The organism is Paenibacillus lentus, from assembly GCF_042714055.1.
In the GTDB taxonomy this organism is placed as follows: Bacteria; Bacillota; Bacilli; order Paenibacillales; family Paenibacillaceae; genus Fontibacillus; species Fontibacillus lentus_A.
In genome coordinates this window covers 54254-75401 of sequence record NZ_JBHGVC010000012.1, presented here as the reverse complement: position 1 = coordinate 75401, position 21148 = coordinate 54254, and the positions used below count along the sequence as shown (strand labels likewise).

At 49.2% G+C, this 21148-nt stretch carries 14 protein-coding genes and 1 pseudogene; 10 read left to right on the top strand and 5 right to left on the bottom strand.

All coding sequences use genetic code 11. The features are described 5' to 3' along the window. Positions 1–159 precede the first annotated feature (159 nt). The gene (locus ACE3MQ_RS21905; protein WP_379396700.1) at positions 160–1083 is read right to left on the bottom strand and encodes a GNAT family N-acetyltransferase; all 924 of its coding nucleotides are present in this window, start codon (positions 1081–1083) and stop codon (positions 160–162) included. 190 nt (positions 1084–1273) lie between these two features. Here ACE3MQ_RS21905 and ACE3MQ_RS21900 point away from each other — a divergent pair, with 190 nt between their 5' ends. The 3 genes and pseudogenes from ACE3MQ_RS21900 to ACE3MQ_RS21890 all read left to right on the top strand — a co-directional run. Then, complete coding sequence (locus ACE3MQ_RS21900; protein WP_379396698.1) at positions 1274–1951, top strand: response regulator transcription factor; 678 nt, start codon at positions 1274–1276, stop codon at positions 1949–1951. Next, entirely contained in the window at positions 1948–3327 is a 1380-nt protein-coding gene (locus ACE3MQ_RS21895) for a sensor histidine kinase (protein ID WP_379396696.1), read from the top strand. Before ACE3MQ_RS21900 ends, ACE3MQ_RS21895 begins: the two co-directional genes overlap by 4 nt. 18 nt (positions 3328–3345) lie before the next feature. Next, positions 3346–3510 (top strand): annotated as a pseudogene (locus ACE3MQ_RS21890) (hemin ABC transporter ATP-binding protein); the annotation flags it as partial. A gap of 43 nt (positions 3511–3553) precedes the next feature. Here ACE3MQ_RS21890 and ACE3MQ_RS21885 read toward each other — a convergent pair. Together ACE3MQ_RS21885 and ACE3MQ_RS21880 are read right to left on the bottom strand one after the other, a co-directional pair. Beyond that, positions 3554–3892: a n-acetylglutamate synthase gene (locus tag ACE3MQ_RS21885; RefSeq protein ID WP_379396694.1), complete on the bottom strand. Its 339-nt coding sequence runs from the start codon at positions 3890–3892 to the stop codon at positions 3554–3556. A gap of 52 nt (positions 3893–3944) precedes the next feature. Beyond that, entirely contained in the window at positions 3945–4424 is a 480-nt protein-coding gene (locus tag ACE3MQ_RS21880; protein WP_379396842.1) for a DUF2569 domain-containing protein, read from the bottom strand. A 364-nt stretch (positions 4425–4788) separates the two neighbouring features. On the opposite strand from ACE3MQ_RS21880, the gene ACE3MQ_RS21875 reads away from it, so the two are divergent. Continuing rightward, entirely contained in the window at positions 4789–9018 is a 4230-nt protein-coding gene (locus ACE3MQ_RS21875; protein ID WP_379396692.1) for a S8 family serine peptidase, read from the top strand. A gap of 299 nt (positions 9019–9317) precedes the next feature. After that, positions 9318–9971, top strand: a complete 654-nt coding sequence (locus tag ACE3MQ_RS21870) for a L,D-transpeptidase family protein (protein ID WP_379396840.1) — start codon at positions 9318–9320, stop codon at positions 9969–9971. Positions 9972–10085: 114 nt separating this feature from the next. Here ACE3MQ_RS21870 and ACE3MQ_RS21865 read toward each other — a convergent pair whose 3' ends face one another. Continuing rightward, on the bottom strand, positions 10086–12629 hold the full coding sequence (locus tag ACE3MQ_RS21865; RefSeq protein WP_379396690.1) for a beta-mannosidase: 2544 nt from the start codon (positions 12627–12629) through the stop codon (positions 10086–10088). 301 nt (positions 12630–12930) lie between these two features. Between ACE3MQ_RS21865 and ACE3MQ_RS21860 the strand changes: the two genes are divergently transcribed. The 5 genes from ACE3MQ_RS21860 to ACE3MQ_RS21840 all read left to right on the top strand — a co-directional run bounded on the left by ACE3MQ_RS21860 (position 12931) and on the right by ACE3MQ_RS21840 (position 19457). Next, positions 12931–14259 carry an ABC transporter substrate-binding protein gene (locus tag ACE3MQ_RS21860; protein WP_379396688.1) on the top strand — a complete coding sequence of 443 codons (1329 nt, stop codon included), beginning with the start codon at positions 12931–12933 and terminating at the stop codon, positions 14257–14259. 107 nt (positions 14260–14366) lie between these two features. Next, complete coding sequence (locus ACE3MQ_RS21855; RefSeq protein WP_379396686.1) at positions 14367–15263, top strand: carbohydrate ABC transporter permease; 897 nt, start codon at positions 14367–14369, stop codon at positions 15261–15263. Continuing rightward, positions 15260–16093, top strand: coding sequence for a carbohydrate ABC transporter permease (locus tag ACE3MQ_RS21850; RefSeq protein WP_379396684.1), 834 nt, complete (start codon positions 15260–15262; stop codon positions 16091–16093). The genes ACE3MQ_RS21855 and ACE3MQ_RS21850 overlap by 4 nt, the downstream gene beginning before the upstream one ends. Before the next feature lie 36 nt (positions 16094–16129). Then, positions 16130–17923, top strand: a complete 1794-nt coding sequence (locus ACE3MQ_RS21845) for a cache domain-containing sensor histidine kinase (RefSeq protein ID WP_379396682.1) — start codon at positions 16130–16132, stop codon at positions 17921–17923. A gap of 28 nt (positions 17924–17951) precedes the next feature. After that, entirely contained in the window at positions 17952–19457 is a 1506-nt protein-coding gene (locus ACE3MQ_RS21840) for a response regulator (RefSeq protein WP_379396680.1), read from the top strand. A gap of 179 nt (positions 19458–19636) precedes the next feature. On the opposite strand, the gene melA is transcribed toward ACE3MQ_RS21840, so the two are convergent. After that, positions 19637–21148: an alpha-glucosidase/alpha-galactosidase gene (melA, locus tag ACE3MQ_RS21835; RefSeq protein WP_379396678.1), complete on the bottom strand. Its 1512-nt coding sequence runs from the start codon at positions 21146–21148 to the stop codon at positions 19637–19639.

Below are 21148 nucleotides of genomic sequence, written 5' to 3'. Positions count from 1 at the left end.
TATGTCTAGCTGATCGAGTAAAGCCACATGACAGTGGCGAATGCAATTTGCAGAAAACTGAGGAGTCCGAATAAAATCAAAATCGCTATCAGGTTCGCTTTCAACAGCCGTTTTCCCCATCTCAAGCACACGTGGCGGAAAGTCCGGAACGTATGCATATTATTCCCCATTCTTCTTCTCTACTTGAGCCATATGATGCTGATCGTGCCAGATGAAATCCTTTAAATATTGTGCTACGAAAAAAGGGTGTCCATCCCCGTCCACATATTCCTTTTCATATAGCTCATCCGAGAGGGATTGGATGGCAGCTATGATCTGTTCCCGATAGAAGATGGACTGGCGGATCAGCTCCTCTACGCTTACTTGCTCGCTATATGATTGCGCGTTTTTGTTGAATTCGTCGTAATCGGTATGTTTCAAGGTAAGCGGCTCTTGATTCCGTACCTTATCGATCGCATGGTCGTAGAAATATTTATCCCATAGCATAATATGGCTGACAACGGCACGCAAAGACCATTTTCCCGGGGAGAGGGGCACGTCCCAAACGCTATCGCTCTGCTCTCGTCGCTTTCTCATGAAGTGAATCCAGTCTTGAAACGAGGCAAGAAGCTCCGCTTTCTCATCTTTGTGCATAAGTTTCTCCAGGTATACGAGATTTAATCGGTCATGCACCGGCTCCGTACGGTAAATGCTATAACCGAGCTTCTTATAAAGGTACAGGTTTCTTTCGCTCTGATGTCCCGTAAACAGCTCTATTCTTTCGCAGTGAGCAAAGCGCTGCTCCAGTTCTCGAATGAGCGCAGTGCCGATCCCTTGATTCTGATAATCTGGATGGACAATGACTTTTCCAATAAAACAAGTTCCATTCCCCTCATGGGCCCTTGCCGAACCGATAATTCGCCCATCGCTTTGCTCCGCCTTTAGAATGATCTGCGAGTGCGATTCTTCAACGAGCTGCTCCAAGGTTTGTGTCAACGGGGGGATTTGGTGATCGTTATAAATTTGAGCTTCACTCTCGTAGGCTTGATATTGGAGCTTTAGAATATGAGGCAAATCGGCTCTCTCGGCTTTGGTTATCATCATTAATAAAGAACCTCCTTTTTTTTCAAATACAGGAATAGCATTATTTTACCATAACGATGCACACATACGTTTGCAAAAACTTCATAATTGCCGCCTTCTAATTGTGAAAAAGCCGGGAGTTGCGGTATATTGGCATCAGTTGGAGATGAAGTTAACCGCTCTATAGTTCAATTAAGGAGATGCATAATACGTGATCCATATTCTTATTGCCGATGATGACCCGCATATTCGCGAGCTTGTGCGCTATTATCTTGAATCGGAAGGCTATGCCGTAGTTGAAGCGGCTGACGGAAAGGAGGCCTCCGAGCGCCTTGCCGCCCAGCAAATCCACCTTGCCGTCGTGGACGTGATGATGCCGGACAAGGATGGCTACCAGCTGTGCGAGGAGATACGGCAATATTATGACTTCCCCGTTATTCTGCTCACGGCCAAAGATCAGCTGGTGGACAAGGAGAGAGGCTTCGCCGTGGGAACGGACGATTACTTGACGAAGCCCTTTGAACCCAAGGAGCTTCTATTCCGCATTAAAGCCCTGCTGCGCCGCTATCAAATGGTGAACTCCGAGACGATCCGGCTGAACGATACCGTCATTGACCGGCGAAGCTACGAGGTGCACAGCAGCGGCAAGCTATTCATGCTGCCCATGAAGGAGTTTGATTTGCTGTCTCAGCTCGCCAGTTATCCGAACCGGATTTTCACGCGGGAAGAGCTTATTCAGCTCGTGTGGGGCTCCGACTTCGACGGGGATGACCGAACAGTGGACGTGCATATTAAACGCCTGCGCGATCGTTTCGGGGAGCGGAATCAGGATTTCCGCATCACTACAGTACGAGGCGTAGGCTACAAGCTGGAGGTTGCGTCCCAATGAAGACGCTGTATTTGCGCATCGTCATTACCACGATCTTTGTCATGATCCTAAGCTTTCTCATCGCCTTTATCGGCTCTAATCTATATTACCAGCACCTTTTGAAGCCCTTTAACGATCAGAAGATTACGGCCATGGCCAAGGGCATCAGCACTTTTTACGAGGAAAACCCAGAGCTTCATCCGGAGTCGTATTTCAACCATATCGGGGAGCTCGGCTTCCAAATGTTTTTAGTGGAGACGTTGGAGCAAGGGAAATTCTACGGCGGCCCTTTCCGGGAGACGGAGCTCGACGATGCCGTCGTCCAAAGCGTTATCCGGGGCGAGGAGTACCACGGCGTCTCCAAATTTACCACGGGGCCGTTCGTGACCGGCTTCTTTGACAATGTGCTGATCAACACAGTCGGAGTCCCGCTGCACGCTGGCGGGCAGGATTATGCCTTGTTCTTGAGACCGAACGTGGGCGTGCTGTTCGGCGAGCTGCGAATTTTTTTCGCGGTGCTGGTTATTCTCTCGGTTCTGTTAAGCATCCTGTTCGTCGTCATCAGCACTCGTTATATCGTGAACCCGATCGTGAAATTGACCGAGGCGACCAAAATCCTCGCCCAGGGAAAATACAACATCAAGCTGGAGGTCAAGCGACGGGATGAGATCGGCACGCTGGCCGGAACCTTTATGCAAATGGCCAGAAGCCTGGAGCAGCTCGATCAAATGCGCCAGGAATTCGTATCGAACGTGTCGCATGAAATCCAATCGCCGCTTGCCTCAATTCAAGGCTTCTCGCATACGCTGCAATCCGCCGACTTGACGGAGGAGCAGAAGAAGCGCTATTTGGCAATCATCGAGAACGAGAGCCGACGTATGTCCCAGCTCGGCAAGCAGCTCCTCATGCTCGCCTCGCTTGATAAGGAAGAGACCATTCTGGACAAGCTGATGTTCGATGTGTCTGCCCAAATCCGGCAGGTGCTGTTCATGCTGGAATGGAGCTGGCGCGAGAAGGAGCTGGCGGTCGAGCTCGACCTCCCTCCCGCTTTCATCGCCGGCGATGACAAGCTGCTGCATCAGGTATGGATTAACCTCATTACGAACAGCATTAAATACACGGAACCCGGAGGAGCCATCGCGATTTCCTTGCGCCAGACGGAAAGCGAATGCCGCGTGGACATCGCAGATACCGGCATTGGCATAGCGGCAGCGGATCTCCCATACGTGTTCAACCGCTTCTACCGGGTAGACCCAGCGAGGGATCGCAAGGAAGGCAGCAGCGGGCTTGGGCTGGCCATTACGCAGAAAATCGTTGAGCTGCATCAAGGCCGCGTCGAAGTGACCAGTGAGCTGGATAAGGGAACTACGTTTCACGTATATCTTCCAATTCGCTAATTGAATTCTATTATCATGCCGACGGCCAGTCTTGATTCGGATCGCGGCCGGGATGTCGTGCAGAAGCTGGCGGACGAAGTGAAGCTCCGCGACAAAGCCGCCGTGATGGTGACGCATGATCAGCGGATGCAGGATCTCTGCGACCGAATCGTCTATATCCAGGAAGGAAAATTATCCGAGTAAACGCCAGCAGCCCGGCGAATCTCTTTGCAGAGATCAGCCGGGCTTATTGCTCTTCAATGATGGAGTGGCCACTCGAGTAATCGCGGCAGGTCCACTGCCATTCCTCATGCAGTTGAAGCTTGCCTTCAGGCAAAAGGACTGGACGGGAATAGCATTTGCCTGACATGATTTCCCCCTTCTCATTCACATGATGATATCGCATATCCAGTTCTCCGTGCTGGTTGACGGTGGCGATCAGATGCCCCTTCAGGATCCCTCCTCCCGAATAGTCGGCCCAGACGACGCTGCCTTCCTGATAGTATTTGAAGATCGTATTGCCGTTAACTTCGCCGTTCTCCGTCGTCTGCACGGAGGCGAATATTTTACCATTGTAATTGATCATAAATTCTCACCCTCTCTTAAGCTTTCTCGATAGAATTATGTACTTAATTCGATTAGTTTCTAAATGTATTTTTGACGCGTTCTGATCTGATGAAATACGGGATCCATATCGCACAGCCCAAAATACCGCCAATCAACGTAGAAATGCTGTTTACGCCTTGCACTTCCTTGGCGAGAGGAATTTGATTCAGTATTAAGACAGTTATCAAAAGCAATAGGAAATTGACAACATAGAAAATGATCATTAGACGCGGCAACACTCTTTTTTTCTGATAGAAGCTCACTAGAATAATAATTGTAAATAGAAGCATGGCCGCCGAGGATACTCCTTCAATAATAAAGGAAGTTTTCCAAAGCGGATGATAATACGGCGAACTAGGTGAGGTTAGAAGATTTCCGGTTTCCGACCCTCCCATGATAGACATGGCTTGAAACATCGTCACTACTCTTGTGATAAGCGAAATAAACAGACCAATCTGTACTAAAACCAACCATCCTCCTAGGCCCGATACACCTAGTGGCGGTTCTTGCATGTTTCTGTACGTTTCATTCCTTTCCAAAAGCTACACGTCCCTCTCATTCATTATCATTATTACATTAGTCATGACAATCCTATCAACTTATAGGAAAAACCTCCCTTTTATATAGTTATTTCATTATATCCGATAATGTGACAAAAAAATACAAAATACTGCTCTGTAAACCTATAAGTGTAGATGGTAATTCTCTATTATTGATGGTAAAATCTTCTTTAGTATTTTTTCCCTATTAATCTAGGAAAATTTAAGCAGTTTCGTGCGAGGGGAATTGGTACTGTTTTTACACTAGTCCATCATGTCTTATCAAACACAAATTGAAATTCAATCCAAATCTATTGAACTAAGTGGAGGGAGTTATTTGAAGAAAAGTTTTTGGATTCGTAAATGGTTTGTTGTTACTCTAGCATTCGGACTACTAATCGGAGCTTTTCCCGTTGGCAGCAGCGCAACGGTTTCTGTGTCGCCACCGCTGCAGGGAATGGATCCATTATTTATCCAATCCGAACAAGCAGAGACATTCATTTCGCCACAAATTGATACCAGCTCAGCAAGCAAGGTTCGGGTCATTGTACAGCTCGATGGCCAGCCGGCCGCGATCGGCAAATACGCTGCCAAAATAGGCATAAGATCACTCGCTTCGACAGCGACAGAGTCTGCAGTTCGCCTTGAGCAGCAGGATTTTCTTGATGAAGCAAAAGACCAAGGGCTGAATCTGCAAGTGAATTATCAATATAATACGGTATTGAACGGCTTCGAAGTAACGATTCCTGCCAACGAGATCCCTTCCCTTGCCCAAATTCCGGGAGTCAAGTCCATCCAAGAAAACAGTATTTGGTATCCTTCTCCGATTGCCTCTACCTCCTTAGACGAGGCGATCAACTATGACGACACGCCGCTAAAGCAAATCGGAGCCGATGTTGCCTGGGCTAGAGGATTGACAGGCAAAGGCCTCAAAGTCGGCGTCGTTGATACAGGGGTAGATTATACTCACCCTGATTTGAAGGATGCTTTTAAAGGCGGATATGATTCATTTTACAACGACGATGATCCCTATGAGGAGATCCCGCTTACACCTGCCGAAGACCCTTATGGGAAAGGATACGGCGGAACATCGCACGGAACCCACGTTGCGGGAATCCTCGTCGGAAGAGCCGCCAATTCGTCGGGCAGCATCGCTCAGAAAGGCGTTGCCTACGAGGCAGAGCTTTACGCCTACAAGGTGCTTGGGCGCGACTTGGAAAAGCCTCTAACAGCAACCGGCACTTCCGCCCAGCTTATTGACGGCATTGAGCGTGCTGTCAAGGATGGCATGGACGTTATCAATCTGTCTCTGGGCTCGGACGAGGAGAAGAACGTTAACTCCCCGGATGCCATCGCGATCAATAACGCCGTCCTGTCCGGCGTAATCGTTGTCTCGGCAAACGGCAATGCCGGGCCTGGCTACTACACGATGGGATCACCGGCAACATCGCAGCTGGCCATTGCCGTTGGAGCGGTTACGAGCGAAAGCAGGCTGTATAAGAACGAGTTATCCTATAGTTTCGTGGATAAAACCAGGTCAGCAACAGACGCAACCTATATCCAGGTTCCAACCTCTGCGACGTTAAGCACCTATGAAACGACCGACCTTCTTGCCTTTGGCTGGGAGAGCGGAAAAGAGAATTTGGGGCTTATTCTCGGAACTGACCCCATTGATGTGGTTTATGCAGGCCTTGGAGAGGTTTCAGATTACGCCAACAAGAATGTGGCCGGTAAAGTCGTCCTCGTCTCTCGCGGCAAGCAATCCCTTATTGAGAAAGTAGCTTATGCCGGATTGTTCGGCGCAAAAGCAGTCGTTATTTTTAATGGAATAGAAAAGGGGAATGCTGTAGACTTAAGCTTGTCCATCCCGGGCAGAGACGGCCATATCGACACTTTTCTCGGCGACAACCCTTTATTTATACCTGCTTTTGACATGAAGGGAAAAGAGGGGCGCGCTTTAGCTAAAGCCATTATCGAGAACCCGGAGCTATCGCTACAGTTTACTTTCGGGCCGAATTATGAAGCCATAATTACTCCCGGGGATACCTTGGCCAGCTTCTCCGCTTGGGGGCCAAACGGAGATGCAAACCTGAGCATTAAGCCGGATGTCATGGCTCCGGGCGTAAATATTTTGTCCACTTATCCGGCCTATGGCAAAAAAAATACAAACGTTTCTTATGATGAGGCTTATATGCGCTCCAACGGCACCAGTATGTCTGCCCCTTATGTATCGGGTCTAGCGCTTCTTCTCAAAGAGCAGCACCCGGATTGGACGCCGTTTGACATTCGGGCTGCCCTAGCCAATACGGCAGATGTGATTAGGGATGAGAATAATGATCTCTATGATGTGTATCAGCAGGGAGCCGGACGCGTCAATGCAGGAAATGCGATCAATACCCCGGCATTACTGCAAGCTCTTGAGCCGATTACGATTCTCGACCACAATTATTCGCCGAAAAATGTCATTAACTACAACTCCTCTGCAAGCTTTGGCGTTATCGCTCCGGGAGGTATATCGGCTAAAACTCTGCAGCTGAAGAACACTTCCGGGAAGAATGTAACCTATGAAGCTTCCGTAGAGTGGCATCAGGCTCATTCGGGGGTAGAAGTATCGCTTGATAAAGTCATCATCTCAGCAGCAGCTAAATCGTCTGTTACTCTTAAGCTAGATTTAAATGTTGAGAATCAGGCGAAAGAAGGTTTTTATCAAGGACAAGTTAACCTGACCAGCCTCGGTCAACCTGCACTTCATTTGCCTTTTACGATATATGTAGGCAGCAAGCTTCCGGAAAAGGGGCTTGGCATTCAGGAAATAAAGCTGACGAATTCGATCATCTATCCAAAGCGCAGCAGCCAGAAAACTATGGATCTAACTTTTAAATTAACCGCAACAGACACGAACTATTATGTCATTCAAGTAGTAAGCTTGGAGGGTGAAACGCTGGGCTATTTCGCGAGTGATACGACCGATGATCTGAACCAGCGTTTAGCACCTGGCGTGTATACTGTTCCAGGCATAGGCGGAACATATACCCGTATTAACTCTAACGGTACGTCGACTACAGCGCAGCTCGGTGATGGAAATTATAAAGTTGTCGTATACGCTGCTCAAATCACCTCAGATGGTAATATAGCCAAGGACGGCGAAAGAGAGATTGTGTACCAGGCCGCTTCCCCTTTTCGGGTAGACCTTAGCGTGAACAACGAGGGCGGGGGCTCCGGAGGCGGTACTGGCGGAGGAAGCGGCGGTGGTGGTGGCGCTGGCGGCGGGGGAATTGGTGGCGGAGATCCTGCACAAACACCAACCGCCCCGGCCAAACCCGCACCGAATCAGACGGCTGACGTTAGCCAAGCAGCTAGTGCAGTGATTGAACAAGGGCAGAAGCAAGTGGTTGTCGCACCGATTGCTGATGAAGCTGGGAGTTCTACGATCTTGACTATTCATGACGGTGATTTAAAAACCGCGCTCTCTTCCATCGGCGATGAGGCAGCAGCTCTGATCATTCCAGTTCCCGATAATGACGATCATCGCAGCGAGGTAAGGCTTAGCTCGAATCAAATCAAGCAATTGTTGGAGAAATTGAACGCAAAGAGTACGATCGTCGTTAGCTTTGAGGGCTCGGCCGTTGCGGTTCCAGCATCCTTGCTGAACGGGGCTCCGTCTGGCGCTGAGCTCGAAATTCATATTTCGCAAGCAGAGTCCAGCAGATCGAAATTCAATTCTAATGTTTCCGGAGGCAAGGTCATCGGTTCTCCAATTGCATTCGAGGCAAATTGGATTGTTGGCTCAGCAAAGAAATCGATTGAGGTACCAAGCAGCACATTCATCAAGCGTTCCTTTACAATCCCAGGAAAAATCGGGGCTAATCAGGCAGGCGTCCTCTACGAGGGCAACGGTAAGATCAGCCCCGTAGCTTCCGTAGTCAAAGCGCAGGCGGATGGCTCCACGCTAGTGACGGTTAGCCGTCCCGGCTTTTCCGTATATGCTGCGGCCGGCCGTTCCGTACAATTCAAGGATATCGCCAGTTCATGGGCTGCATCCGACATTACGGCTTTAGCGAACAAATTTATCATTCAGGGAACCTCAGCGGAGACGTTTTCGCCGAAAAACAATTTGACGCGCGCCGAGTTCACCTCCCTGCTTGTAAGATCGCTGGGCCTTAAAGCAAGCGGATCCGTGACATTTTCGGATGTGTCCTCTACGGCTTGGTATGCGAGTGATGTTGCAGCGGCCTTTGAGGCAGGGCTGATCCAGGGCACAGGCAATGACAAATTTTCGCCGAATGCCAACGTCACCCGCCAGGAGCTCAGCACCATTTTAGCTCGAGCCCTGAGGCTTACAGGCACAGAGCTTAAGACAGCCAATCCGTCTATAAAAGCTTACAAAGATGAAAGCAGCATCGCCGGCTACGCTTTAGAAAGCGTCAAGAAGCTATCTGCTGCAGGCATCATCAGCGGCGATCCCGAAGACCATGGCCAAAGCTTCCTTCCTAATGCACCAACAACACGAGAAACAGCGGCTGCAGCGCTTCGTCAATTCCTTCGCCAGGCTGGATTAGTTGAATAAGCAGTGATTTTAGGGGAGAGCGAAAGCTCTCCTTTTTTTGATCTGTTTCTCGAGACGGTATGAAAATCCGGCTTCGGTACAAACTACACAAAGGAAGAACGTCTTTCGATGTACTTTCTGAGAAGACAGACCGCATTTAACGGTAGTTATTCTTGCGATTATAGAATCCTTCAGCTCCGCTGAAAACTTATGAATTCTATAATTAAAATACAACCTATGGTGAAATTATGAATCTAAAAAACATAGCCAAAATCGGTATACCGCTTAGATCCGTTGTCTTAGCCTTTGGTCTTATTTGGATGGGAAGTTGCGGTTGGGGAACACCTTTATACGCTGCCGCTTATGAAGATCCCTCCCTGCCAATCGTTGCGGACGAGGGTCTTTATACGATTGAAATTTATCCACAGGATCATCAGCTTATCGTTCGCGCACAAGGACAAATGTTTAAAACCTATCCCGTCGCAGTCGGAAACCCGGCCACGCCTACGCCCGTCGGAGAATACAAAGTCATTTACAAGGGTACCGATTGGGGCCCTTCCTTTGGCCCTCGTTGGCTGGGATTGAACGTGCCTTGGGGAACCTACGGCATTCATGGTACGAATAAGCCTTATTCGATAGGTCAGCATTTAAGTCATGGCTGCGTACGAATGCGTAATCGAGACGTGCTCGAACTGTACGATATGATTCCGGTAGGCACCAAAGTGACGATTTACGGACATGTTCTGGGCAATGCCAAGCATGATCCCAGGGCCTTAGCTGAAGGAGATGTCGGCGGAGACGTTCAACTCATCCAGACCCGGCTGAAAAGCGCTGGATATTTCAACGGAGTCTGCAACGGTAAATTCCGCGCCGATACGACGGCTGCCCTAAAACAATATCAACGTAAACACGGTTTCATTCCTAACGGCGTCGTCTCACTGAAAGTATATGAAGCCTTAGGACTGTTTGAATAGAACTCCATTTTCTCAGTCATTGCAAAAAGCCCCCAAGCGGCCTGAAGCACTGCTTCGGACTCTTGAGGGCTTTAATGCTATTGGCTTGGCGCTAGAAATTCATAGCCTGCGTTTCTAGATTATAAAATCCTTCATTGATCTTACTGTCAACAATCCCGGCTTGCCCTGACTAAACGCTTCATTTCCGTTGCTGCGGCGGTGGAAGCTTACCACATGCGGCTCCCCTGGGATCAGATCGAAGAAGTTATCGGAGAAGATCCCCTCCTCTTCAGCCGACAGCCAAACTTGTCTTGCGAGTGCATCACTCTTAAGCATAAAGGACGTGCCGCCGCTTCCTGGAACCTCCTCAACGGTAATGGCCGCTTCCGGCCACTCTATTTCACGCAGGCTCTCAAAATAATAATGCTTGCTATCCAGCACCGCGCCGTCTTGCTCCAGTTGAGCCAGCAAAACTACACGCTTGGGATCATGACTTCCCAGCAATTCGTCTGTTCGGGCAGAAAGCACCTTGTCCGCAGCATCCGCACCGACGGTGACCTCCTGCTTCATCGTATGAAGCAGCTGGCCGCTGAAATCGTATAGTCTCAGCTTCAAAACTCCCTCTATCGACTGCTGGCGATCAGAAACTAGATACACCGCTACTTCTCCTTTCTCTGTTCCGTCCATCGACAGGATCACATCCCGGAAGCTTCTGCGTACCGTGTATTGCAATGCCTTCCAGCGACCATAGTAGTCCATGCCCGCCCAGGAAGCGACAGGCCAGCAGTCATTCATCTGCCAATACAGCGTTCCCATGCAATAAGGCTTATGCCTCCGATGGGCTTCGATGGCCGTTTCGATCGCCTGAGCCTGCAGAATTTGGCTCATATACAAGAATGATTTGAAATCCCGGGGTTCCGGCAAATATTGCCCCATATACTCCTTGATCAATTGGTTGCCTCTGCCGTTCTTTTGGTGGGCTAGCATGACCTCGGACTCCAGCTCCAGTTCCTCTTCCGACGCATATTTCAGCACGGTATTCAGTTCAGGGAAGGATTGAAAGCCATATTCGCTCATAAAACGGCCTATCTTCATATTGTAATTGTCAAACGGCTCCACCGCATGCCATATGCCCCAATAATGAACATCCCCTTCCCCCGTTATTTGGGTAGCATGCTGATTCTCATCCCCTGTGAGACTGCGCAGCGGCGAGGACGGCCAATAATCAGTGCCCGGAGCCCATTCATTTACAACTTCCGGCAGAATACGGTGGAACACCGCCTTATAGTCGGCCCAAATTTTATCCCTAATCTCGGAGCTGTCGTATTTCTCCTTCCAGCCCCAGCCTGTATTCCAGGTATAATGAGCCCAAGCCGAATCGATCTCATTATTTCCGCACCATAAAGCGATAGAAGGATGATTCCGCAGACGCTTTACATTATACTCAGCCTCGGCGGCTACGTTGCCAAGGAACGCTTCATCCCCCGGGTACATGCTGCAGGCAAACATAAAATCCTGCCACACTAGCAGCCCGTATTCATCGCAAAGCTCATAAAAAGCATCCTCTTCATAGATTCCCCCGCCCCAGACGCGCAGCATATTCATATTGCTCTCTGCCGCCGAGGCGATTTCATGGCGATAACGCTCACGTGTAACCTCTGTCGCGAAGCTGTCATTAGGAATGTGGTTAGCGCCTTTAATGAATACCCGAACTCCATTCAGCCTGAAGTAAAAAGATGCCCCCGCCTCATCCTTCTCGCGAACAAGCTCAATTTGGCGCAGTCCCGTTCGCACGCTTCGCTCAGATACAATCTCCTCGTCTTGCAGCAAGGCTGCATGGAATGAATACATGGACGGTTCACCGAGCCCACGGCACCACCATAGCCTTGGCTCAGCAACCTGCATATCCAGCGTTATCGTTTGCAGCCCCGGCTCAAGCTCCACCTCTTGTTCCCAGCTCATGTCCTCCGTCCCGATGCGTATCCTCCCACTCCAGGCAGCTGCGGCCTCCACCTCGATTATGCCTGTGAGTTTAGCCTTATCCGAGCTTACCTCCTCCTGCCGAATAAATAGATCGCTAATCTTAGGAACTGACCAGCCCTCAAGGCGAACCTCCCGCCAAATGCCACTGGTCACAAAGCGCGGCCCCCAATCCCAGCCATAATGATAAGGCGCTTTACGAGCAAAAATACTGACCTTCTTCTCCTCCAAGCCCCCTAACTCGGATTGGTCATTCGAAGCCGGCAGATCATATCCAAGCTGTGCAAGCTTGGGCAAATCCTCCATAATCGGCGAACGGAATCGAATAAGGATATCATTATTCCCCGCGATCAGCAGCTTCCTGACATCCACCCGCCAGCCTCTGAACATATTGTCGGCAAATAGTACATGCTGCCCGTTTACATATACGTCCGCGTATGTATCCAGACCGTCAAATACGAGCTCAATCCGAGTCATTTCCTGCCACCCGTCCGGCAGCACAATGCTCGATTTGTATTCCCAATCCTTCTTATCGATCCACTGTAAATCATGCTCGTTCGTGCCGTAAAACGGAGCTGGGATCAAGCCATGCCGGAGCAAATCCGTATGTACCGTCCCCGGAACTGCAGCGGAAAGCCACTCCATCTCATCACTAGCTTTAAAACTCCAATGATCCAATACCAGCTGTTGAATGTTCATAAGTCCTCCATCAAATAACGTGATTTTCCTGACTTCATTATTTCACATCGCTTATTCAAGTTCCTCTTTCCTTCACTTGAATTATGATTTATTATATTACATTATCGAAGATATTTGTTATCATTTTGTTATCTTATTAACAAAACAAAATAACCCCATTTGTAGCTATGCTTTTCCTTCCCGCCTATAACAAGCCAATTAAAGACAATAAATAGCAACTCAGTGCATTTAAAGCGAAATAACAAAGCGATACAATTCAACTGTAAGCGCTATCAAATTAGGTATAAGGGGCGATAACAGGATGAAAAAGAAAGGCTTATTGATCGCATTCATGATGGCTTTTGCACTAACCGCCGCACTAACAGGCTGTAGCGGAGGCAAGAACAACACCGGAGATGGCGGAAATGGCGTAACGAACAATAGCTCGACAAATACGACAGAGCCAAATTCAGCCGACAAAGACGTATCCGCAAAGCTTAGCGGAAAGGTGACCTTCCTAACCAACCGGACAGACATGATCGGCAAAGAATATGACGAGTACGTCAAGCGCTTCAATGAGAAGTATCCTGACATTCAAATCGAATTCGAAGCAAGCCAGACGGATTACAATCAGCAAATCAAAGTCCGCATGGCCAGCGGCGAGCTGCCGGATCTGATGTTCATCCCGGACATTCCAAACTCTGACTTGCCTAAATATTTTGCGCCGCTCGATGATCTGGGCTTAAGCGCGGAGGTCACCTTTAAAGATTTCAAGTCTTATGACGGCAAGCTGTACGGAATAACGACAGGTAATTCGACATCTGGGATCGTGTATAACAAAAAGGCGTTTGCCGATGCCGGAATTACAGAGATTCCAAAAACCTGGGATGAATTCCTCGAGGCCTGCGAGAAGCTGAAGCAAAACGGCGTTATTCCGCTCTCCTCCAACTTTAAAGACAAATGGCCGCTAGGGAACTGGGTTTACGATATGCCAAGGGTAATCGAGAACAATAAAGACTTTCCTAATGCCAGATTGAATATGGACGCTCCTTTCTCGATGGACAACGGATACGGTAAGGCAATGTCCCTGCTTAGAACGCTCGCCGAGAAGGGCTATCTGGAGAAGGACATTAACTCTACCAACTGGGAGCAATCCAAGAAAGATGTTGCGAACGGCAAGATGGGCATGTATTTCCTTGGCAACTGGGTCATTAACCAGGTTATCGGCGTAGGCGCGGAATCGGAAAACATCGGCTTCTTCCCGCTTCCTTTTGACAACTCCGGCGAAATCAGGGCAGCCTTCAATCCAGACTTCTTCTATGCCGTGAGCAAAGACAGCAAAAATCTAGAAGCCACCAAAGCATTCCTGACCTGGATGCTGGAGGACTCCGGCTATGAGGATTTCGCCGGATTCATCTCTCCGCTCGAAGGTCGTGAATCCAAGCTGGCTCAGCTCGCCGAATTCCAGGCTACCGGAGTGGAGCTCCAGGAAGGCGCACCGGACGATCCGAAGGTTATTGAAATTTCCAACAAGGCACAAATCGATCTGCCGGCGATCGCCCAGGAATTCGTGCTGGCGAAGGATCCGCAAACCGTGCTTGATAAATGGAATAAAGCGTGGACCAAAGCAAAACAGGATCTCGGATATTAATCTTTTAATCAATTAGCAGAACCTTGAACATCACGCAAAATGGGTTATCGATTTGACGATAATCCATTTTGCTGTCAATTCGGCGGATAGAAAGAAGGGATTCGAAAATGTTTGGAACCTTGTCATATAAAACGCAGAAAAGTATCATTATCTTCTCCTTTTTACTTATACCGGTTGCACTCCTGCTGCTCTTCACCTACTATCCGGCCCTCAAGCTGGTCTGGTTCAGCTTCACCGATTGGGACGGCTATAGCCCGGAAAAGCCTTGGGTAGGTCTGGATAACTATAAAGAAGTGTTCTCCAATCCAGATATATTCGGCGTGTTCACTCATAACTTCGCCTATTTTGTTATGGGTATCATCCAAAATATCGTGGCGATTTATTTCGCCGTCCTCTTGAATGGCCGGCTGCGTGGAAGGAACGTATTTCGGCTGCTGCTGTTTCTTCCATATATTATGAACGGCGTCGCGGTAGCCTTCATGTTCGGCTACGTGTTCGATACGACCCAGGGCTCGCTCAATCTACTGCTGCAGAGCCTCGGGTTAACTAAGCTAGGCGAGACCAGCTGGCTCGGCACGCCCGGCCTGGTCAACTATTCGCTGGCTTCCACCGGGCTTTGGCGGTTCATGGGCTACAACATGGTTATTTACATCGCCTCCCTGCAGGCCATCCCGCGCGATATCTATGAAGCGGCAAAGATTGACGGTGCCAATGCCTGGCAGACCTTTTGGCGGATTACGCTGCCTAATATGAAGCCGGTCATCCAGCTCAATCTGTTCCTTACCGTTACCGGAGCTCTAGAAGTATTCGATCTGCCCTTCGTACTTACCAAGGGGGGACCAGCCGGAGCCTCGCAAACCTATGTGCAGCGCGTCGTAGAAACTGCCTTTGCCTATAATCATTACGGCCTGGCCTCAGCCATGAGCATCATTCTGTTGTTCTTTGTCATTCTCGTGGTGGGTCTTCAGCAATTCGTTCTTAGCAGAGGAGGGAGCAGCAAGTGAACACAAAAAAATTCAGCGGCCTTGACATCATTAAATACCTTTCTCTGCTGATCGGAGTATTTGTCGTCTTGTTCCCTCCTTATGTGATCATCGTGAACTCCTTTAAATCAAGTGACGAGTTCAATACAGCCAGTACGATGGCGCTGCCTGACAGTTTTTTTAATTTCGACAACTTCAAGATCGTTTTCGAACGGGGCGGACTGCTGAACGGCTTCGGCAATACGCTGATCATTATTTGCGTTACTCTCCTATTCAACATCATTTTTGGAACCATGGTCGCATACGTGCTGGGCAGATTTACTTTCAAGCTGAAAAAAGCGGTATTCGGAGCCTACCTGTTCGCCACGGTTATTCCAAGCATCACTACCCAGGTTGCTACGTTCGGAATTATCAAGCAATTGGGACTATATAATACGCTGGGGGCACCGATTATTCTGTACATCGGAGCCGACGTCATTCAAATCATTCTGTACCTGCAGTTTATCCGCAACATTCCTGTCGACCTCGACGAGAATGCCATGGCGGAAGGGGCAACCTTGTTCCGGATTTATCGTTCGATTATTTTCCCGCTGCTGACCCCAGCCACGGCCACGCTCGTCATTCTGAAATCCATCAGCATCTATAACGACATGTACACCCCTTACCTTTATATGCCGAAGCAAAGCCTTGGGGTGGTCACAACGGTGCTCATGCGCTTCCAAGGCGTCAACATCGCAGACTGGAACCTGATTAGTGCGGCTATATTATTGATTTTGCTGCCAACCGTCATTCTGTACTTTGTGCTGCAGAAATACATTTTTGAAGGCGTAACCAGCGGTGCGGTAAAATAATCGGCATTCTGTACAGGAAGGAAGGACGATATCCCCATGATTTCATTCATTTCCTACTTATTCCGAAAAGCCTGGGTGTTCTTCGCTAACCTGTCTATGCAAAAAAAGCTGGTCATCATCTTCGTGTTTCTGATATCCCTGCCCATCACGTATGTCAGCTACTCCTCTTACCGGGCGAACTCCAATTCCATCCTGAACAATATGACCAGCTCGGCTGGCCAAATGACCGACAACGCGATGGATAAGGTGGATCGATACATCGCGGATCTGAAACGGTATACCATACTTCCGTTATACAACAAAGACGTGGAGAAGCACCTGGATCAGCGCGAAACGGATTGGGATAAAAACACGAGCATCTATATGTTTCTGATGTACCTGGCGAACATGAAGGAGGAAATTGCCGCGGTTTATATGACCGATCGGTTTGGAACGATTTTTTATAATACAAAACCCGGCATCAACGAAATGTATCCCGAAGAAAGGCTTGCAGAGTGGGAGATCCGGACACGAGAGGCCGGCGTCTCCCCTGTCCTGCTAGGCACGTACCCGATTCGCATCAACGGCTCGGAGCAAAGGCAGGTGTTCACGATGATGCGGGCCATTCAATCGGTCAGCACGCTGAAGAACATTGGGATCATCGTTATCGATGTGGATATTCGCCTGTTCGAGGAGATCATCCAGCCGCTAAACACAGTTACCCACGGCAACACCTTGATTGTCGATGAGCATGGAAAAGTCGTTTATAATAACGATCCTTCGATGCTGGGTCAAGATTTAAGCGGCAGTCCTCTGCTGGAGCAAGCCACCGGTCAGCGGGGCCATTTTGAACTGGAAATCGAAGGCAAGCCGTATATCTCGGTGTTCAGCGCGTCTCCAAGCACCGGGTGGAAAACAATAACCTACATCCCGCTTACCGAATTGCTCGCTCCGATGAAGCAAAGCCGCAACGCCCTTATGATTACGACGTTGATCATTATTTTCTTCGCTTTAGCGGTAGCTATTTTCATTTCTTATGCTCTGACCAAGCCGCTCACCCGAACGGTACGATTAATGAAGCAGGTGCAGCGCGGCAATCTGGACGTCCAGGTTCAGGTGAAATATAACGATGAAATCGGCAGGCTCGGCAGTCATTTCAATCGCATGATTGACCGGATTCAAGGTCTGCTGCAGGAAGTATACGAAACCGAGAAAAGCAAACAAAAAGCGGATATGCTGGCGCTCCAAAACCAGATCAATCCGCACTTCATATATAACACGCTGGAATCGATCCGCATGCTGGCCGAGCTAAATGACGACGATCGCGTGGCCGAGCTTACCTACCTGCTTGGGCTGCTCCTAAGATACAGCATCACACGAAGCGATGAAACGGTAACGATCGAGCAGGAGCTAAACCATGTCCGGAACTACTTGCAGCTGCTGCAAATTCGTTTTCCGGACAAATTGGACTTCCGTATCGACGTCCCGGATACCTTCTATCACCTGTCGATCATCAAGCTGATCTTTCAACCGATTGTAGAGAACGCGGTATTTCATGGACTGGAGAAGCAGGAGAAGCCGGGAACCATCTCGATTGCCGCTTGGAATAATGGCATGGACGCCATATTTGTAATTAGCGATGACGGCATCGGCATGGATGAGGAAAGATTGGCCCAACTGAACCGCAGCCTTACCGATGGCAAGACAGACAAATTCGGCATCGGGCTGCGCAATGTCAACGAAAGAATTCGCCTTCACTATGGAGACAGCTCGAACCTGTCTGTGAACAGCAAGCTTGGAGAAGGAACAATGGTAACCTTGAAAATTGCGGGTCTCCTTGAAGGGGAATGAAAGCATACGCTATTAAGGAGGGTATCCCATGCTTCGAATCGTAATTGTCGACGATGAGGCCTCGATCCGTGAAGGACTAGCCAAAATAATCAGCAAAGAAAGCGACGGGTTTTTCGTGGCCGGCATTTTCTCTAATGGTCAAGAGGCGTTGAATTTTATTGCATCGTCGGAACAGGATATTGATGTCATCATTACAGATATTCGCATGCCCCTTGTCGATGGATTAGAGCTGATCAAGCAGTCAAAATCCATTCAGCCGGATATCCGCTGCATTATCATGAGCGGATTCACCGATTTTGAATATGCCCGTCAGGCGATTCGCTATTCCGCAATAGATTACTTGCTTAAGCCGATCAACAAGAAGCAGCTGTTCAAGCTGCTTCATATGCTGAACGAAGAAAGAGAATCAAGCCTGGGAAAAGAGCAGCGCTACCGCTCCGGAATTCTGCTTTCTTACTTGAAAAGCTCCTCCTCCCTTTGCAGCAAGCTGCCCGAGCTGAATTTGCAGCTTCCCTATTTTGCGGTACATGTCCTGCGCAGTCGCGATATCGAGGCGCTTCACGCCCAGCTTAGTCTAGCGCATTTGGAATGGACTTGTCCGATCGATATCGTAGACACCGGAGAAGGCATGCTGGCGCTTATTAGCTACTACTCCCGTGAACCCCATGCGGAGCTCATCAAGCAGCTTCCAGACCGGCTGCGCCCTGACCTCGCTTCCGTCGGGATCGTTCATGTCGGCTCCAGCCGGGGATATCATCAAGCAACCTATTTAAGCGAAGCCTTTAATGAGGCAGTGCGTGCATGCGATTATGGATTGTACGATTATTCCACTTGGAGCAGCCAGTACTACGATGATTTGCCTCGGCCAGAGCCTCATGTTACGGATCGGTTCATAAGCGCACGAGAAATGCTCAGCGAGCATTTGCAAATATTGGATATTAACCGAGTAAGGACCGCGCTGGAGAAGCTGTTCAGCGAGGCAAGGCAGGTCAAGGCATCTCGGCAATCGATCATCGCATTATGCCAGCTTATCCGTGACACGGCTATAGCGGAGCTGCCGGAATGGAAATCGAAGCATCATTGTACGGCTGCAGAACAGCTGGAGGAGCGCATGCTGGCCTGCCTGGCTTTCGAAGAGATGAAGAGCTTGTTCTGCTCTGAATTTCTCCAAGGACTCGAGGAGCTCCGTACCAGCCGCCTCAGAAAGGCAGACCCTTCAGTTGAAACGGTAAAGCGCTGGATTCATGAGCATTACGATCAGCAAACAGAGCTTAGCAGCCTGGCCAGCATGGTATACTTGACCCCCAGCTATCTCAGCAAGCTGTTCAAGAGCGAGACGGGTCTGACGATTACCGATTACTTGATTGAAGTAAGAATTAAAAAAGCAAAGCACTTGCTCAAAACCTGTGCAGACATGAAAATCCATGAAATCGGCTGTGAGGTAGGCTACGCTGATCCTGCCTATTTCAATAAGCTGTTCAAACGCGTTGTCGGCGTGACACCAAACGAGTATAAGAGAATTAATCCATATTAAATCTAAGCCTTAAATAGAGGCCTAAACAAAGGACAAATAAATATCAAAACAGAATTTAGAACTAAACTTAAATCAAGCTCAAAACAATTAGACAAGAAAACAGGGACAGCATGTGCGCTGTCCCTGTTTTATAATTAGCATGTATATTATCTCTGCTCTCTACTAGACGCCTCGATCCGTTACTTACTTTCCACAGATGCGCGATCCTTTCCTTTGTCTGCTTCACGGGCGTTTTTGTTCGCGGATTCGCGATCTTCCTTCATCTCATCCACCGTCTTGACGTGCTGACGGGCAGCTCCGGCATAGCCTTCACGCGTCGGGATGCGTTGTGCGGAAGCCTGACGCTCTTTCGCCTCGGAAATTGCCCCTTCATACTGCGGCAGCCATGCTTCTTGAGCGATGAGCATATCATCAACCATCTGCCAAATTTCCGGCGGATTACATACCGCGCCGACGAGCGGATCCATCATAAACGCCTGACGCAGCAGCTTGTCGTCGCCATGCACCGCTGCTTCAACAGCCAGTCGCTGCACAGAGATGCTGACATTACACACAGCCGCCGGACCGAGCGGTAAATCGCCGACATGCGGCATCGAGATACCGTTACCGTCAACATATCCCGGCGCTTCGATGATCGCATCATTCGGCAGATTAGATATAATGCCATTGTTGATCACATTGAAGTGTCCACGGTATACTCGCCCCGTTTCCAAGCCTTCGATAATGTAAGAGCCATGCTCCTCGCTTCGTTCCTCCTGCTTGTATTCCAGCGCCGGCTCCTTCATCCAGTTCGGGAAGTCCGTCTCAAACCAATTGCGCCCTTCCGTACACACGCGTAAATAGCCGCCCGTCTCCCCGTTAATCCAGCTGCCAAGATCGATCCAGTCCATAATCTCATCCGGACGCTTGCGGTACCAAGGAACATACTCGCTTAAGTGTCCGTTCGATTCCGTGCTGTAATATCCGAAACGGCGAAGCATATCGATCCTCACCTTCTCAGTTCTTGAGAAATCAGGATGCTGCTCAAAGGCCTCCAACAGCTTGCCTGTCAGATCCTCCCCATTGTGACGGATGCTAATATACCATGTCTGATGGTTAATTCCCGCGCAAATGATATCTACTTCTTCCTTCTTCAGCCCGAACGCTTCAGCGATTTGCGAGTGGCCGCCCTGTACCCCGTGGCATAGCCCAATCGTCCGTACACCGCCGTATTTGTTGCAAGCCCACGTCAACATCGCCATCGGGTTCGCATAGTTCAACAACAGAGCATCCGGCGCTGCAACCTCGCGAATATCCTTGCAAATGCTCAGCATTTCTGCAATGCCACGCTGACCGTACATAATTCCTCCAGCACAGAGCGTATCGCCGACGCATTGATCTACTCCGTATTGCAGCGGAATATCTACATCCGTCGCAAAGGCTTCAAGTCCACCGACCCGGATCGTACAAATAACATATTTTGCGTCTTTAAGCGCCTCACGACGGTCAGTCGTTGGATGAATTCGGATAGACAAGCCGTTCTCCTGAATATCACGCTGACACAGCTCAGTGACCATATCCAGGTTATGCTCATTGATGTCTGTAAAAGCAACCTCAATTTCGCTAAATTCCTTCACGGACAACAGATCCCGAAGCAATCCCCGGGTAAATCCGATACTGCCAGCTCCAATAAATGCAACTTTGAATGACAT

Bases quoted from the DNA above. Each gene is read 5' to 3' on its own strand.
- ACE3MQ_RS21905 (WP_379396700.1), bottom strand. From the start codon at position 1,083: ATGATGATAACCAAAGCCGAGAGAGCCGATTTGCCTCATATTCTAAAG.
- ACE3MQ_RS21895 (WP_379396696.1), top strand. From the start codon at position 1,948: ATGAAGACGCTGTATTTGCGCATCGTCATTACCACGATCTTTGTCATG.
- ACE3MQ_RS21885 (WP_379396694.1), bottom strand. From the start codon at position 3,892: ATGATCAATTACAATGGTAAAATATTCGCCTCCGTGCAGACGACGGAG.
- ACE3MQ_RS21880 (WP_379396842.1), bottom strand. From the start codon at position 4,424: ATGCAAGAACCGCCACTAGGTGTATCGGGCCTAGGAGGATGGTTGGTT.
- ACE3MQ_RS21870 (WP_379396840.1), top strand. From the start codon at position 9,318: ATGGGAAGTTGCGGTTGGGGAACACCTTTATACGCTGCCGCTTATGAA.
- ACE3MQ_RS21865 (WP_379396690.1), bottom strand. From the start codon at position 12,629: ATGAACATTCAACAGCTGGTATTGGATCATTGGAGTTTTAAAGCTAGT.
- ACE3MQ_RS21860 (WP_379396688.1), top strand. From the start codon at position 12,931: ATGAAAAAGAAAGGCTTATTGATCGCATTCATGATGGCTTTTGCACTA.
- ACE3MQ_RS21855 (WP_379396686.1), top strand. From the start codon at position 14,367: ATGTTTGGAACCTTGTCATATAAAACGCAGAAAAGTATCATTATCTTC.
- ACE3MQ_RS21845 (WP_379396682.1), top strand. From the start codon at position 16,130: ATGATTTCATTCATTTCCTACTTATTCCGAAAAGCCTGGGTGTTCTTC.
- ACE3MQ_RS21840 (WP_379396680.1), top strand. From the start codon at position 17,952: ATGCTTCGAATCGTAATTGTCGACGATGAGGCCTCGATCCGTGAAGGA.
- melA (WP_379396678.1), bottom strand. From the start codon at position 21,148: ATGTCATTCAAAGTTGCATTTATTGGAGCTGGCAGTATCGGATTTACC.